This is a genomic window from Curtobacterium sp. MCBA15_005 (genome assembly GCF_001864855.1).
Classification (GTDB): Bacteria; Actinomycetota; Actinomycetes; order Actinomycetales; family Microbacteriaceae; genus Curtobacterium; species Curtobacterium flaccumfaciens.
The window spans coordinates 47,544-63,132 of the sequence record NZ_MJGL01000009.1; the positions used below are offsets into that span (position 1 = coordinate 47,544).

Sequence of the window (15,589 nt, forward strand, 5' to 3'; positions counted from 1 at the left end):
TCGAGGCGGTGACGGGCGCGGCAGACTGCGCGTCGGCGATGTCGTCGACGACGGGATCCGCGCCTCCCGGCCCGGCCGACGTGTCGAGCGGCAGGTTCTTCTCTTGCTGGCTCATGCCATCGCCTCCTGTCGTGCGGTCGCGTCGTCGTCGTCGAGCGACGAGATGACGTAGCGGTAGTGCTCGTTGGTGGCCATCAGGTCGTGGTGGGTCCCGACGGCCGTGACGACGCCGTTCTCCATCAGGGCGACCCGGTCGGCCAGCGTCACCGTCGACGGACGGTGCGCCACGATGAGCGACGTGGTGTCGGCGAGCACGCGACGCAGGCCCGCCTCCACCCGCGCCTCGGTGTCGACGTCGAGCGCCGACAGCGGGTCGTCGAGCACGAGCACCGACGGCCGCGCGGCGATCGCTCGGGCGAGTGCCAGGCGCTGTCGCTGGCCACCGGACAGCGACAGCCCCTCTTCACCGACCCGGGTGTCGACGCCGTCGGGCAGGTCGTCCACGAAGGACGCCTGCGCGATGTCGAGCGCCTCGCGCATGAGCGCCTCGGCCTCGGCACCCTGCACGTCCGGTCGGCCGAGCAGCACGTTCTCACGCACGGTCGACGAGAACAGGGTGGCGTCCTCGAAGGCGACGCCGACGTGCCGGCGCAGTTCCTCGCGGGTGAGGTCGCGGATGTCGACCCCATCGATCGTCACCGAACCGCCGGTCACGTCGTACAGACGCGGCACGAGCGAGAGCAGCGTCGTCTTGCCGCAGCCGGTGAGCCCGACGAGCGCCATGGTCTCGCCCGGCTGCAGCTGCAGTTCGACGCCGTTGATCAGGTCCGGGTACTGCGGCGCGGAGTCCTGGTACCGGAAGTGCACGCCGTTGAACGACAGGGCGCCGTGCGGCTCGGCGATCGTCTTCGGGTGCTCCGGGTCCGTGATGGTGTTCTCGGAGTCCATGACCTCGAAGAAGCGATCGACCGCCGTGCGGGTGTCGAACGTCATCGAGAGCAGGAAGCCGATCGACTCGATCGGGAACCGCAGCACCGTCGCCGTCGCGAAGAACGCGAACAGCTGGCCGACGCTGAGCTGCCCCTGCGACGCCAGCCAGATGCCGGCGAGCAGGCACAGGGCGAACGCGACGTCCGGCACGAGCAGCAGCCACAGCCAGATGCCCGCGATGGCCTTCGCCTTCTTGATCTCGGTGCCGCGCAGCGCCTCGGCCTGCTCGCTGAACTCCTCGAGCTTCGCGCCGCCGCGACCGAACGCCTTGAGCACGCGGATGCCGTGCACCGACTGCTCGACGCTCGTGGCGAGGTCACCGACCTGGTCCTGGCTGCGGCGTGCGACGGCGGAGTACCGGCGCTCGAACAGCAGGCCGTTGATCCACAGCGGGATCGACGCGACCAGGAAGATCAGCCCGAGGATCCACCCGAAGGTGAACAGCACGACGAAGCCGACGACGATCGTCACGATGTTCACGACGAGCAGGACGACCCCGAAGGCCAGCCAGCGCCGGATCAGCGACAGGTCCGACACGGAACGGGACAGCAGCTGCCCGGACTCCCAGCGGTCGTGGAACGCGACCGGCAGGTCCTGCAGCTTCGCGTAGAGCGAGTTGCGCATGCTGGTCTCGATGCGGGTCGAGGGGCGCATCACCAGCCGGCGGCGCGAGGCGATGAAGAACGCCTCGAGCACTCCGAGGGCGAGCACCCCGAGCCCGGCGGGCCAGATCTGTGCGGAGTCACGCGACGACAGCGGACCGTCGACGAGCCACTGCAGCACGTAGGGGATTGCGAGCGCCACCAGGGAGGCTCCCATCGCTGCGGCCATGCCGCCGATGAGGCGCCCCTGGTAGGGCTTCACGTAGGGGTAGATCCGCGCGATCGCGCGGAAGGTGGACGGGCGCGCCGTGGTGGGCGACTTGGACATGCGTTGCGTCCTCATGCGTCTGCCGGGTCCCCGGGTCGCGCTGCGCGGTGCGTGCGTGCTTGCTTGCTTGCTTGCGGCTTGCTTGCTCGCGTTGCGCGGCTTCGGCCTGGAGGCTCGGTGTGGCGTTGCGTGGTGATCATCGGCCGGGCGCGTGGTCGCGTCTCCGCCGTCACTCGCGTGACGTCGGTCGGGCCGGAGGCACCGAGGGAGCGTCGTCCCCCGGGTTCAGGCGGGTGGTTCGCGGACGCCGGTGGTGCTGCGCCGCGGGGCCGTGGGAACGGCCCGACTAGACGGCGGCCGCGGCGCGGGGCCGCGGTGCGATCAGGGATCGCCGTGCGGGAGTGGTCCCCACGACGGACACGAGACCTGCGCGGGCGGCCGTCGCCACGGTTCCGGTCATGTTGTCCATCGTCACTCCAGTCGTCGTCTTCGTCACCGTTGTGTCCGCGGTGCCGCCGGTCCCGAGGGATCGTCGGCTGCCTGCCACGGAGCCTTACAGACTATTCACAGTGACTCACGGCGCGCAATGGTTCGCCACCGATTGTTCACATCAGTGGAAGAAGTGGCGCTCGCTCGTGAAGTACATCGTGACACCGGCGGCCTTCGCCGCGGCGATGACCTCGTCGTCGCGGACACTGCCACCGGGCTGCGCCACCGCACGGACACCGGCGTCGAGCAGCACCTGCAGGCCGTCGGCGAACGGGAAGAACGCGTCCGACGCCGCCACGCTGCCGGTCGCGCGGTCACCGGCCCGGTTCACCGCGAGGTGGCACGAGTCGACCCGGTTGACCTGGCCCATGCCGACGCCGACGCTCGCGCCCTGGTTCGCCAGCAGGATGGCGTTCGACTTCACCGAACGGCTCGCCTTCCACGCGAAGGCCAGGTCGGCGAGGGTCTGCTCGTCGGCGGGCTCGCCGGCGACGAGGGTCCAGGTGGCCTGGTCGAAGCCCGTGAAGCGGTCGGCGTCCTGCACCAGGAACCCGCCGGAGATCTGCTTGACCTCGCGGTCGGCGAGCGCGAAGTCGGCCGGCAGCGTGAGCAGGCGGATGTTCTTCTTGCGCGACAGGATCTCGAGCGCCTCGGGGTCGAACCCGGGGGCGACGACGACCTCGGTGAAGATGTCCTTCACGGTCTCGGCCATGGCCACGGTGACCGGGCGGTTCGCAGCGATGACCCCGCCGAACGCCGAGAGCGGGTCGCAGGCGTGCGCGGCGGCATGGGCCGAGGCGATCGGGTCGGCGGAGTCGGCCGGAGCGATCGCGATGCCGCACGGGTTGGCGTGCTTGATGATCGCGACGGCGGGCTCGTCGAAGTCGAAGGCCGCACGGACCGCTGCGTCGGCGTCGACGTAGTTGTTGTACGACATCTCCTTGCCGTGCAGCTGCGTCGCCTGCGCGATGCCGGTGCCGTCCGACGTCGTGTAGAGCGCCGCGGCCTGGTGCGCGTTCTCGCCGTAGCGCAGGGTCGCGGACAGCTCGGCTTCGAACGAAAGGTGCTCGTCGAACGCACCCGGGGTCCGGATGTCGCCGGCGGTCGTCGGGGCCGCAGCGGCGGTGACGACGTCGCTCGCGAAGTAGGACGCCACCGCGGTGTCGTAGGCGGCGGTGTGCGCGAAGGCCTGGGCTGCGAGGCGCTTCCGGAGCTCGAGTGTGGTGCCGCCGGCACGGACGGCCTCGACGACCTCGGGGTAGGACGCCGGGGACACGACGATCGCCACGTTCGGGTGGTTCTTCGCCGAGGCGCGGACCATCGCGGGGCCGCCGATGTCGACGTTCTCGACCACAGTCGCGGTGTCGGCACCCGACGCCACGGTCTCGACGAACGGGTACAGGTTCACGACGACGAGCTCGAACGGCGCGATGTCGAGGTCGGCGAGCTGCTGCTCGTGCGACTCGAGCCGCAGGTCGGCGAGCAGGCCGGCGTGCACCGACGGGTGCAGGGTCTTCACCCGGCCGTCGAGCGACTCGGGGAACCCGGTGACGCTCGCGACGTCGGTGACGGCGTAGCCGGCGTCACGGATGGTCTGCGCGGTGGAGCCGGTCGACACGATCTCGACCCCGGAGTCGGCCAGGGCGCCGGCGAGCTCGAGCAGGCCGGACTTGTCGCTCACCGAGATCAGTGCACGGCGGACCGGGACCACGTCTCGGTCGCGGTAGAGGCTGGGGTCGGCTGCGTGCACGCTCATGCGCTCGGGGTGCCCTTCAGGTCGGTGGTGCCGTTGGCGATGTCGAGGATGGTCTGGATGAGCAGGCGGCGCTCGACCGGCTTGATGCGGTCGTGCAGCGCCGACTCGGTGTCGCCCGGCAGCACCGGGATGCGCTCCTGCGCGAGGATCGGCCCCGTGTCGACGCCGTCGTCGACCGCGATGACGCTCGCGCCGGTCTCGGTGACCCCGGCGGTCAGGGCATCCCGTACGCCGTGGGCGCCGGGGAACTCGGGCAGGTACGCCGGGTGGGTGTTGATGATCCCCGGGGCGAACTCGGACACCACGGCGGGGGGCAGCAGGCGCATCAGGCCGGAGAGCACGAGCAGGTCGGGCGACCACGGGCGGATCTGCTCCGCCAGGGCCTGGCCCCACTCGGCGCGCGAGTCGTAGCGGGTGAACGGCACCGTGAAGGTCGGGATCGAGAACTCCTCGCCCAGGCCGAGGCCCTCGGCGTCACGGTCGGCACCGATGGCGACGACACGGGCGGGGTACTCGGCGTCGAAGGTCGCTTCGAGCAGGGCTCGGAGGTTCGACCCGGTACCGGAGATCAGGACGACCAGTTCGAGCACGGCACCAACCCTACCGGCCGCAGCGCGCAGAGCCTGTCTGGATCGCGACGAAACCTGCATGTCACGTATTGACGGCCAGTCGCCCGGCCGTCTAGGTTCCCAGTCACCGGCCGTGACGTTGCGGCCCAGAGCCAAGGGGACACCATGACGAAGCTCCGCTCCTCCCTCGCTGGGATCGCACTCTCGACCGTCTTGGTCGCGGGAGGTCTGACGGTCGCGGCACCGGCAGGTGCAACCGAGCAGACCAGCTCGGCGGACGCGTACGAACGTCTGGCGACCGTCTCCCCGACCGAGGTCGCTCAGGCAATCGCCGAAGCGGACGCGGCTGGGCTCGTGACGAAGCAGATGACCGCGCCGAACGGCGCGGTCACGACCACGATCGACCTCGGCGACGGTTTCGTGTTCGATCTCATCCAGCCGACGGACGACCAGCGAATCGGCGTCGGGACGGACACCAGGGGCATCTACGTCTCGTTCAACGCGACCGACCAGAACATGATCATCAGCGGAGCGGCTTTCGGCCTCGGCGCCGGGCTGTGCGCCGTGGGAGGCCCGGCGTTCTGCGTGATCACCGGTGCGATCATCACGATGGCAACCGTCGCGATCACGGGGAGCGGTGCGATCCGCTGCGGAACGCGTGCACTGCGCGTGTACCCGTTCGCTGGCGGCCGGGTCAAGCCGCGTTGCGCGTAGCGCCTGGAAGAGCAGAGCGCATGCGCAACATGCTCCGGGGGGTTCCGTTCGCCGTCCTCGTGAGCCTCGCGCTCGTCGTGGTCGGGTCGATCGTCGCGACCAGCCCCGCGACCAGGGGCTCGTGGATCGGTACCGCTGTTCCGGCGGCGTGCTTGTTCGCGGCGATCCTCTGCACCGGGACGGCCGTCACCCGCGATCGGCGTGAACGCTGACGAGCAGAGTCGTCACCGGTCGTCCTTCGGCTGACGCCACCAGGGAAGTTCGTCCTCGGGGATCTGGTCGGTGACGTCCCACTTCGTCGGGCGGGACTGCTCCGCCGGCCTCGAGGCGGGCCCACGGGTGTCCGGCGCGACGTCCACGCGGTCCGCCTCGGCCGTCTCGTCCACGTCGTCGCGTCCTGCGACGAACTCCTCGGTGCTCCACGGGAACGCGGGCTGGGCGTCGGTGGGCACCGGTGTGGGTGCAGCTGCCGGGGCGGGCGCTGCGGGCCGCTCGGTACCGGAGCGCTGGGGCTCGGCGTCGGAGCCGGTCACGCGGTCGCGGAGTGCACCGGCTCGTCCTCGGACACCCTCGGCCGCGCCGGCCAGGCGGTCGCGGAGGCCGCCCAGGGCTGCTCGTCCGGCGCTGCGGCGCTCCCGTCCGGGCTCGGCGGCCAGGCGGTCGGCGGCCACCGCGTCGGTCTTCGCCCAGTCGGGGAGCTCGACGTCGTGGTCGGTGCCACCGGCGCGCGGTGAGACGGGCGCGGGTGCGGAGGCGGGCCGTGCTGGTGCGGAAGTGGACCGTGCGGGTGCCGCATCGGCGGGCTCGCTGCGGATCGGCTCGCTGCTGACCGGCTCGGTCGCGTGCTCGGTCGTCCCGCGGGGCCGTGCAGCGGTCGACCCATCGTGGGACTCCTCGACCACGAAGCGGTGCACGTCGGTGGTGCGCCCGGCACCGGCCTGGTCGAGCGCCGCGAGCAGGGAACCCTCACCAAGGTCGACCCCGGCGTGCGCCGTGTCGTGGTCATCGTCGGGTTCGTCGGCCTCGGTCCAGCGCTCCCGCGTCCATCCGCGGTCCGGCAGCCGGACCAGGTCGCTGCCCGCGGCGAGGGCGATGATCGCCGGCAGGCCGACCTCGAGTGCGGCGAACCCACCGACCGCCAGGGCGTTCGGGCCGACGTCGGCCAGGCGCCCGGGGCCGAACGAACCGGAGGACACCCAGGCGATGAGCCCCGTGAGCACACCGGCCACGAGTCCTGCGACGACGCCGCCGAGCGCACGGTGCAGCGCGGAGTCGGCGGCGCCCAGGGCCCGCACCAACCGTGGTCGCATCGAGCCGCCGATCGCGAACCCGGCGATGACCGGCACGAGGACCCAGACGAGCCCGAAGGTGTGACCGGAGGTCGGCAAGGCGCCGAAGACCGGCAGACCGGGGATCGGGCCCAGGGTCGTGGCGATCGGGGACACGCTCGACCCGGTGCCGATGGCGAACCCGGGGCCGATCAGCCACGAGGTCGCCCACCCGACGAAGTCCGGCAGGAACGCGAGCTGCCCGACGGTGAGCGCGACGCCGCCGATGACCCCGGCGTGCGACTGCTCGTACAGGGTGATGACCTCGGCGAACGAGGTGAAGAGGAGCAGGCCGACGAGCACCGCGGCCACGCCGACGACCACGGCGGTCGCGGCGGTCCCGGCGCGCAGGCCGAACCCGGCGACGGACCGCCAGACGGCGGGGATGCGGTCGACCAGGTCGATGACCCGCTGGGTGCCGGCGTCGGCGGGCAGGTCACGGCGACGACGGCAGACCTCGGAGGCGGCGAGTGCGGGGATCCCGAACCAGAGCGCCGGCAGCACCACGGCCTGCCAGAGCGTGGGGCGGGTGGCGGCGGAGGTCGACGACAGCGCGACGGCCAGACCGAGGAGCGCGACGACGGCGGTCCCGACCAGCAGCCCGGTGGTGCGGTGCTCGGTCTCCGCGAACCGACGTCCGGCGCGGGCGCCGAGCCAGGCCGTCACGACCGCGAACCCGAGGGCCGCCAGGGTGACGTGGATGGGGTCGGCGGCGCCGCTGACCCCGGTGCTCTTGGCGAGTGCGGACCCGAGCAGGAACGAGACGTCGACGCCGTGTCCGACGAGCCACACGCTGCCGGTGGCCTTCCAGAACACGTCCCAGTCGACCTGCAGGCCGTACTCGAACCCCCAGAGCAGCGTCAGGGGCACGAGGGCGATCCCGATGCCGACGCCGACCGTCACGACCGCCTCGATCGCGGCGAGCAGAGCGGTTCCCAGGCGGTTCATCGCAGCGAGGATACGTGCCCCTCGCGCGGCCACCCCGGAGCCGCGCGGCTGCCGACGCAAAACACCGGTGTTCCCAGGACGAACACGCGCAGGACGCGGTTCAACCGACGAACACCGGTGTTGTGCGGAACAGACGAACCGCTAGCGAGCGGCGACGACCTCACGCAGCAGCGCGGCGGTCTCGGACGGCGTCTTGCCGACCTTGACGCCGGCGGCCTCGAGCGCCTGCTTCTTCGCCTCGGCGGTGCCTGCCGAACCGGACACGATCGCGCCGGCGTGGCCCATCGTCTTGCCCTCGGGAGCGGTGAAGCCCGCGACGTAGCCGACGACCGGCTTGGTGACGTGCGCCTTGATGAACTCGGCGGCACGCTCTTCGGCGTCGCCACCGATCTCGCCGATCATCACGATGGCCTCGGTCTCGGGGTCGGCCTCGAACGCGGCGAGCGCGTCGATGTGCGTGGTGCCGATGACCGGGTCGCCGCCGATGCCGATGGCGGTCGAGAAGCCGAGGTCCCGGAGCTCGTACATCATCTGGTAGGTCAGGGTGCCGGACTTCGAGACGAGCCCGATCGGGCCCTTGCCGGTGATCGTCGCCGGGGTGATGCCGACGAGGGACTCCCCCGGGGTGATGATGCCGGGGCAGTTCGGCCCGATGATCCGGGTCGTGCCGCCCTTCGCCTTGGCGTGCGCCCAGAACTCGGCCGAGTCCTGCACGGGGATGCCCTCGGTGATGACGACGACGAGCGGGATATCGGCGTCGATGGCCTCGGTCACGGCGTCCTTCGCGAACGCCGGCGGGACGAAGACGATCGAGACGTCGGCACCGGTGGTGTCGATGGCCTCGCGCACCGAACCGAAGACCGGCAGCGACACGTCGCCGTGGGTGACGGTGGTGCCGGCCTTGCGGGCGTTCACGCCGCCGACGACGTTCGTGCCGGCCTTGAGCATCAGGGCGGTGTGCTTCGTGCCCTCGCCACCGGTGATGCCCTGGACGATGACCTTGGAGTCCTTGTTGAGGAAGATCGACATGGTCAGTCCCTTCAGGCCGCTGCGGCGGCGAGTTCGGCGGCCTTCTCGGCCGCATCGTCCATGGTCGCGGCGACGGTGACGAGCGGGTGCGCTGCCTCCGCCAGGATCCGGCGACCCTCTTCCACGTTGTTGCCGTCGAGGCGCACGACGAGCGGCTTGGTGGCCGCGTCGCCGAGGATGCCGAGTGCGGCGACGATGCCGTTCGCGACGGCGTCGCAGGCGGTGATGCCGCCGAAGACGTTCACGAACACGCTCTTCACCTGCGGGTCGCCGAGGATGACGTCGAGGCCGTTGGCCATGACCTCGGCCGAGGCGCCGCCGCCGATGTCGAGGAAGTTGGCGGGCTTCACGCCGCCGTGGCGCTCACCGGCGTAGGCGACGACGTCGAGCGTCGACATGACGAGCCCCGCGCCGTTGCCGATGACGCCGACCTGGCCGTCGAGCTTGACGTAGTTCAGCCCGTGGGCCTTCGCCTTGGCCTCGAGCGGGTCCTCGCTGGCGGTGTCCTCGAGCTCCTTGTGGCCCTCGTGGCGGAAGTCGGCGTTCTCGTCGAGCGAGACCTTGCCGTCGAGTGCCAGGATCTGGCCGTCGCCGGTGCGGACGAGGGGGTTCACCTCGACGAGGGTCGCGTCCTCGCCCTTGTAGACGTCGTAGAGCTTCACGAAGACGTCGGCGACGGCGTCCCGCAGCTCCGATGGGAAGTTCGCCTGCCGAGCGATCTCGAGCGCGGCGGCCTTGTCGATGCCCGTCAGCGGGTCGACCTCGACCCGGGCGAGCGCCTCGGGCTTCTCGACGGCGAGCTGCTCGATCTCCATGCCGCCCTCGACGCTGGTGAGCGAGAGGTAGGAGCGGTTGGCCCGGTCGAGCAGCACGGAGAAGTAGAACTCCTCGGCGATGTCGGCACCCTGGGCGACCATGACGCGCTGGACGGTGTGGCCCTTGATGTCGAGGCCGAGGATGGCCTGCGCGTGCTCGAACGCCTCGTCCGGGGTCTTCGCGACCTTCACGCCGCCGGCCTTGCCGCGACCGCCGACCTTCACCTGCGCCTTGACGACCACGACGCCACCGATCTTCTCGGCCGCCGCCTTCGCCTGCTCGGGGGTGTCGGCGATGATCCCCTGCAACACGGGGACGCCGTAGGACTCGAAGAGGTCCCTGGCCTGATACTCGAAAAGATCCACGCTGTTCTTCTTCCCGCACGGTTCGTGCGATCGGCATCGGTTTCCCGGTCGCGCTCTCCACATCGAGGGTCGCTCGATGTCGAGACAACGGCCGCCACGCAGCCTAGCGCTGCTCGGTGGACGGCCGGTGCACGTCGGGGCACACCCGAGGACAAGCCGATCGGGACCGGGCACCGGAACCGCATGAGCCGCTGCGCGCACCGCTGGGACGGGCCCGAGCTCCCGCTCGGCACTGTGGATCGGTGCAACCCGAACTCCGTACCCGCGCCACCGAGGTCTTCGGCTGGAAGCTCCGCCCCGACCAGGAGTCCGTCATCGACGCGGTGCTCGAGGGCCGCGACGCCCTGGCGGTCATGCCCACCGGATCGGGCAAGTCCGCGATCTACCAGGTCGCCGGCCTCGGACTGGACGGCCTCGTCGTGGTCGTCTCCCCGCTCGTGGCGCTGCAGGAGGACCAGGTGGTCGGGCTCGAGCACCATCCCGACGCGCCCAGAGCCGTCGCCCTGAACGCCACGAAGAAGGCACGGGACGTCGCCGATGCGTGGGACGCCGTCGCCGCGGGCGAGGTCGGCTACGTGTTCCTCGCCCCCGAACAGCTGGTGAAGGACGACGTGCTCGAGCGCCTCCGCGATGCCGGGGTCGCGCTGGTCGCCGTCGACGAGGCGCACTGCATCTCGTCGTGGGGTCACGACTTCCGACCGGACTACCTGGCGCTCGGCGAGGTCGCGGAGCGCCTGGGCCGCCCGCCGGTGCTCGCCCTGACCGCGACGGGTTCCGCTCCGGTCCGCGACGACATCGTCGAGCGGCTCGGCATGCGCGACCCGTTCGTGCTCGCCTCGGGGTTCGACCGTCCCGGCATCCGGCTCGAGGTGGTCCGGCACGCCGAGGACGCCGAGAAGCGCCAGGCCGTGGTCGACCAGGTCGCCGAGCTCGACGGACCCACGGTCGTCTACGTCGCCACCCGCGCCGCGACCACGGAGTACGCCGACGCCCTCGCCGCCCGTGGTCGCCGCTCGCAGCCGTACCACGCCGGCATGCGGGTGGCGGAGCGCGAGGCCGTGCACACCGGGTTCCTGGACGGCGACGTGGACGTGGTGGTCGCGACGAGTGCCTTCGGCATGGGCATCGACAAGCCCGACGTCCGGTACGTCGTGCACGCCGACGTCCCAGAGTCGATCGACGCCTACTACCAGGAGATCGGGCGAGCCGGGCGGGACGCGGAACCGGCCGGCGCCACCCTGCACTACCGCGCCGAGGACTTCGGCCTGCGCACGTTCTTCGCGTCCGGCTCGCCGCGACCCGCCTCGGTCCGGGCCGTGTTCGACGCCGTCCCGGCGACCGGCTCGATCGCCCGCTCCGCACTGGTGGAGGCCGCTGGTCTGTCGGCCCGCACCGCCGGTCGAGCACTCAACGCCCTGCTCGACGCCGGCGCCCTGCGCGACGACGTCGACGGTGTCTCCCGGGTGCCGGACGGCCCGCAGGACGCCGACCGTGCGGCACGTGCGACAGCCGACCGTGCCGCCGAACGGGAACGGGTCGAGGAGTCCCGTATCGCCATGATGCGCCAGCTCGCCGAGACGACCGGGTGCCGCCGGCAGTTCCTGCTCGGCTACTTCGGCGACGAGCTGCCGGAGCCGTGCGGGAACTGCGACACCTGCTCGTCCGGCACGGCTCGCGAGGCCTCCGCCCACGTCGCCGACGGTGCGAACGACGAAGCGTGGCCGCCGGATGCGCGCGTCGAGCACGCCGAGTGGGGCACGGGCGTGGTGATGAGCACGGAAGAGGACCGCATCACGGTGTTCTTCGAGTCCGCCGGCTACCGCACCCTCGCACTCGCCGACGTCGAGCAACGCGACCTGCTCGAACGCGTCTGACCGAAACCAGGACGGATCACGCACGAAGCGCACCGGTCCGGACGACCCGGGCGGGGAAGGCGCGGTCGCTCGACCACCCGTCGGCGACCGCGCTCCACTCCCCCGAGCATCGGCGATGCTGCCGTGGCGGTGTGACCGGCAGGTGACGCCCGGGTGAACACGACACGAAACCGGACGGCCGCCAAGCGCCGGCGGGTAGGCAGGAAGCCCGCAACGGAAAGGAACCACCATGAGCGACCCCGGCATCAGCCCCGTCGACGACTTCGAGTCCCAGCAGCGTCGCGACGACGACATCGACCGTGAGCACGTCGGCCCGTACGAGGTGGACGAGGCCGAGGAGTCCCTCGAGACGGTGACGAACGACGCGGTCGCCGGCGAGACGGTCGAGCCCCAGCCCGGTGACGGCTCCGACGACGGTCCGACCGGTGGCTCCCCGCGCGAGGGTTCGCCCGACCTGTGGGAGCACGAGAACGAGCAGGACGAGGACCGCGCCGACCTCGGCAACGACCTCGGCAGGAAGCCGCTCTGAGCTGATCAGGCTCCCCCGGAACACGGCTCGGTAGCATCGGGCCGTGTTCCGACGAGTCCGAGCCAGCGTCCGCAGCATGCCCTCGGCAGCGCGGCTGCTGGCGGTCGCGGCCCTGCTCCTGGTCGCCGCCGCGGCACACCTCGCCGCCCGCTCGGAGCCCGGAGGCCGCTGGGTCCCGCTCCTCGTCGTCGGCGTCGTCGGTGCGGTCGTCACCGGATCACCGGCCCGCCTCTGGCCGCTCCCCGCGATCTGGCTCGTCGCGACGCTCCTCGCCCAGACCGGTGACGCACCCGTCGACGCCTCGTGTGCACTGGTCGCCCTGGTCGTCGGCGCCGTCGCGCTCCTGGCGGCGATCGCCGTGGACCTGTGGCCCGTCCTGCGGGCGCGACGCCGACGGGGTGCGGCGTGACCACCCCACGGCCTGGAGGCGCGACACACGACCCGCACCGTGCCTCCCGTCCGCCTGCTGGGCGCGTCCACGACCGTCACCTGCGTCGGTTCCTCGCCGACAGCACCCCCGTGGCCGCGGGCGGCCGCGCCATCCTGCTGCAGATCGCCGACCCGGTCGTCGCGGCCGGTGTCCGACGGCACTCGGACTTCGCCCGGCGACCCCAGCAGCGGCTCGCGCACACCCTGATGTTCGTCTACGCCGTCGTCATCGGCACGGAGACCGACTCGGCGACCGCGGCCGGCTTCGTCAACCGTGCGCACCGGCCCGTCGCCGGCGCCGACGACGTCGACCGGCAACTCTGGGTGGCCGCCACCCTGTTCGACTCCGCCCGGCGGGCGCACGACCTGTTCGGCACACGCGTCTCCGCGGCCCGCGCCGAGCAGGTCCTCGCCGCCTACGCCCCGATCGCGACCGCGCTGCGGGTGCCGCCGGAGCGTTGGCCGACCTCGGTGGCGGCGTTCGACCGGTACTGGCAGCGGACGCTGGAGGGGCTCGAGGTCACCGACGACGCCCGCGGGGTCGTCCGCGACCTGCTGCACCCGCGGTTCGCGCCGCTGTGGGTGCGGGCGGCGATGCCCCTCGTCCGCATCGTGACCGTGGGGATGCTGCCGGAAGGGGTGCGCACGGCGTACGGCTTCGCGTGGGGGCCGCGGGAGGAACGGCGTTTCCGGCACACCGTCCGGGTGGTGTCCGGGGTGCGGGCGCTGGTGCCGAGCGCGCTGCTGCGGCTGCCGGGTCCGTTGCTGCTGCGGGCGATGCGGCGGACCGCCGGGCGACACGTCACGTGACCCAGCTCGGTACGTCGCGCCGGACTCCCCGAGCGCTGACCGCCGGCGCACGGTTGGGTGGGTGCATGTCCTCTGCCTCGCTCTCCGGTGACGACTCCCTGCACCTGCCCGAGTTCGACGACCCGCACGCGGCCCTGCAGGCGTCCTGGCGCGAGACGATGCAGCAGCTCCGGTTCTCCGAGCTCGTGTCGGTGCAGGTCCCGACGCCGTGACACGTGGACACGGCGGGCGGCGATGACGACGTACGACCGGATCGCGTACCGAAACGGCACCAGCGCCCCGGCGACCGTCACGGTGGAGGTGGACCTGACGAACCCCGACCACCAGGTGCACTCCACGGTGACGGTGTCACTGCTGGGCGTCGAGCACTCGGCCACGGCCGACAACGCCTTCGAGGCGCTGAGCCTGGTGCGCGCGGCACTCGACCGCGACGGGTGGCTCCTGGGCGTGCAGGGGGCTTGCGTCGACGTGTGGCCGAGCGGGATGGCACGCCAGCAGGGTGGTGGCCTGCGTGCGTACCGACACCGCCGCGGTCGTCGTCCACGCCTCGACGACCTGGTCGACGTGTTCGCCCCGGCCGACGGACGCCTCGGCACGGTGGAGGCACAGCGGGCGTTCGTCGGAGTGAAGCCGCTGGTCGCGCGACCAGAGGCCGTCGACGACACCGAGTCGATCGCCACCTCGACCACGCTTGCTCCGACCAGCTCCATCGACGGACGGTCTTCCCTGATCGATCGCCTCCTCGGTCGCACGCAGCCGGCCTCGTGGTCGGCACCGCAACGGTGGACCGCCGTGCGGGCGACGCTCGGTGACGCCCTGACTCCGGCCGAGTGGTCAGAAGCGGAAGTGCTCGCCGGCACGGTACTGACCGGCCGGCACCAGCCGAGCACGCACCGGATCACCCGAGCGGTGGGGTGGGACGACGAGGACACCCGGTGGGCCGACCTCATCGACGTCGCGGTCGAACCGAACGGCACGATCGGCATCCGGGTGTTCCGCAGGCGGTACGTCGAGCGTCCCGGAGCGCCGTTCGAGGTGGTGCACGACACCCGCCTGGACGACCTGCCACCGACGGAGTTCCGCCCGAGCGGACTCGAGACGTCCACGCGCCAGGACCAGGTGGCCGCGCTCTGGCAGCACCTCCGTCGGCTCGCGCTGATCCCGGACGAGGCGCTGTCCGTCATGTTCTGGCCGGATCACGGACGTGTCCCGACCGGCAGCGACGACGACCAGGGGCGAACCGTCACGTTCTCGGGCCCGGCGGACGGATCCGTCTGGACCGTCCTCGTCAGTGCGGTCGGACACCTCCGCATCACCCGGACGCTGCCGTCCGCCACGTCCTGACGAGGCCGAGGTCGACCCCGGCCTACGACCCCTTTCGAACACCGAGCCCTCGGGCACGGTTGGGTGGGTACATGTCCTCTGCCCCGCTCTCCGGTGACGACTCCCTGCACCTGCCCGAGTTCGACAGCCCTCCGGCGTCTCCGCTCGACCTCGCTCGCGACTGGCTGTCCGCGGCGCAGGACCGACAGGTCTCCGAGCCGTTGTCGATGACCCTCGCCACGGCCGGGGCCGACGGCCGTGTGTCCGCTCGCACCGTCGACGTGAAGCGCATCGAGGCGGACGGACTGGTCTTCGGCACGTCGGAGGACAGCCCGAAGGGGCGGCAGCTCGCCGAGAACCCGCACGCGGCCCTGCAGGCGTACTGGCGCGAGACGATGCAGCAGCTCCGGTTCGAGGGCCACGTCGTCCGGCTGTCGGACGCCGAGTCCGACGCCCTGTTCGCCGACCGCTCCCCGAAGTCACGCGCGGCGACGGCCATCGCAGACCAGTCGGCCGTGCTCGAGCCGCGGACCCTGCAGGACCTGATCGACGACGCGAACGACCTGCTCGACGACTCCGGCGACGACGTCCCCCGGCCTGCACGGTGGGTTGGCTGGCGTCTCGAGCCCGACATCGTGGAGTTCTGGCACGGCAGCCGCGACCGGATGCACCGACGACTGCAGTACGCATTCACCGAGGGCGCCTGGACGGCCACCCGCCTGCAGCCGTAGTCGGCGCGGCTCCCGCACC

15 protein-coding genes are annotated in these 15,589 nt (G+C 71.7%); 9 read left to right on the forward strand and 6 right to left on the reverse strand.

Going from position 1 to position 15,589, the window contains the following annotated elements; genetic code table 11:
• Positions 1 to 111: 111 nt before the first annotated feature.
• The 3 genes from BIU89_RS06870 to purN form a co-directional block, all read right to left on the reverse strand.
• On the reverse strand, positions 112 to 1,920 hold the full coding sequence (locus BIU89_RS06870; RefSeq protein ID WP_071245387.1) for an ABC transporter ATP-binding protein: 1,809 nt from the start codon (positions 1,918 to 1,920) through the stop codon (positions 112 to 114).
• Between the two features lie 550 nt (positions 1,921 to 2,470).
• The gene (gene purH / locus BIU89_RS06875) at positions 2,471 to 4,105 is read right to left on the reverse strand and encodes a bifunctional phosphoribosylaminoimidazolecarboxamide formyltransferase/IMP cyclohydrolase (protein ID WP_071245389.1); all 1,635 of its coding nucleotides are present in this window, start codon (positions 4,103 to 4,105) and stop codon (positions 2,471 to 2,473) included.
• Positions 4,102 to 4,695 (reverse strand): phosphoribosylglycinamide formyltransferase, encoded by a 594-nt coding sequence (purN, locus tag BIU89_RS06880; RefSeq protein WP_071245391.1) that lies wholly within the window; start codon positions 4,693 to 4,695, stop codon positions 4,102 to 4,104. The genes purH and purN overlap by 4 nt, the downstream gene beginning before the upstream one ends.
• A 144-nt stretch (positions 4,696 to 4,839) precedes the next feature.
• Here purN and BIU89_RS06885 point away from each other — a divergent pair, with 144 nt between their 5' ends.
• The gene (locus tag BIU89_RS06885) at positions 4,840 to 5,388 is read left to right on the forward strand and encodes a hypothetical protein (protein ID WP_071245393.1); all 549 of its coding nucleotides are present in this window, start codon (positions 4,840 to 4,842) and stop codon (positions 5,386 to 5,388) included.
• A gap of 20 nt (positions 5,389 to 5,408) precedes the next feature.
• Entirely contained in the window at positions 5,409 to 5,600 is a 192-nt protein-coding gene (locus BIU89_RS06890; RefSeq protein ID WP_071245399.1) for a hypothetical protein, read from the forward strand.
• Between the two features lie 12 nt (positions 5,601 to 5,612).
• Here BIU89_RS06890 and BIU89_RS18450 read toward each other — a convergent pair whose 3' ends face one another.
• The 3 genes from BIU89_RS18450 to sucC form a co-directional block, all read right to left on the reverse strand.
• Entirely contained in the window at positions 5,613 to 7,664 is a 2,052-nt protein-coding gene (locus BIU89_RS18450; protein WP_071245401.1) for a cell division protein PerM, read from the reverse strand.
• Between the two features lie 141 nt (positions 7,665 to 7,805).
• A complete protein-coding gene (gene sucD, locus BIU89_RS06900; protein ID WP_071245403.1) occupies positions 7,806 to 8,693 on the reverse strand; it encodes a succinate--CoA ligase subunit alpha in 888 nt (295 codons plus the stop codon).
• An 11-nt stretch (positions 8,694 to 8,704) separates the two neighbouring features.
• On the reverse strand, positions 8,705 to 9,874 hold the full coding sequence (gene sucC, locus BIU89_RS06905; RefSeq protein ID WP_071245405.1) for an ADP-forming succinate--CoA ligase subunit beta: 1,170 nt from the start codon (positions 9,872 to 9,874) through the stop codon (positions 8,705 to 8,707).
• A 242-nt stretch (positions 9,875 to 10,116) separates the two neighbouring features.
• Between sucC and BIU89_RS06910 the strand changes: the two genes are divergently transcribed.
• From BIU89_RS06910 to BIU89_RS06935, 7 genes are all read left to right on the forward strand, one after another.
• Positions 10,117 to 11,748: a RecQ family ATP-dependent DNA helicase gene (locus BIU89_RS06910; RefSeq protein ID WP_071245407.1), complete on the forward strand. Its 1,632-nt coding sequence runs from the start codon at positions 10,117 to 10,119 to the stop codon at positions 11,746 to 11,748.
• Positions 11,749 to 11,977: 229 nt separating this feature from the next.
• Positions 11,978 to 12,277 (forward strand): hypothetical protein, encoded by a 300-nt coding sequence (locus BIU89_RS06915; RefSeq protein WP_071245409.1) that lies wholly within the window; start codon positions 11,978 to 11,980, stop codon positions 12,275 to 12,277.
• A 76-nt stretch (positions 12,278 to 12,353) separates the two neighbouring features.
• Positions 12,354 to 12,686, forward strand: a complete 333-nt coding sequence (locus BIU89_RS06920; RefSeq protein WP_071245411.1) for a hypothetical protein — start codon at positions 12,354 to 12,356, stop codon at positions 12,684 to 12,686.
• The gene (locus tag BIU89_RS06925) at positions 12,683 to 13,516 is read left to right on the forward strand and encodes an oxygenase MpaB family protein (RefSeq protein WP_175474983.1); all 834 of its coding nucleotides are present in this window, start codon (positions 12,683 to 12,685) and stop codon (positions 13,514 to 13,516) included. Before BIU89_RS06920 ends, BIU89_RS06925 begins: the two co-directional genes overlap by 4 nt.
• Positions 13,517 to 13,581: 65 nt before the next feature.
• Positions 13,582 to 13,728 (forward strand): hypothetical protein, encoded by a 147-nt coding sequence (locus BIU89_RS18455; RefSeq protein WP_175474984.1) that lies wholly within the window; start codon positions 13,582 to 13,584, stop codon positions 13,726 to 13,728.
• Positions 13,729 to 13,750: 22 nt separating this feature from the next.
• Positions 13,751 to 14,860 carry a hypothetical protein gene (locus BIU89_RS06930; protein ID WP_071245413.1) on the forward strand — a complete coding sequence of 370 codons (1,110 nt, stop codon included), beginning with the start codon at positions 13,751 to 13,753 and terminating at the stop codon, positions 14,858 to 14,860.
• 71 nt (positions 14,861 to 14,931) lie between these two features.
• Complete coding sequence (locus BIU89_RS06935) at positions 14,932 to 15,570, forward strand: pyridoxal 5'-phosphate synthase (RefSeq protein ID WP_071245415.1); 639 nt, start codon at positions 14,932 to 14,934, stop codon at positions 15,568 to 15,570.
• Positions 15,571 to 15,589 lie beyond the last annotated feature (19 nt).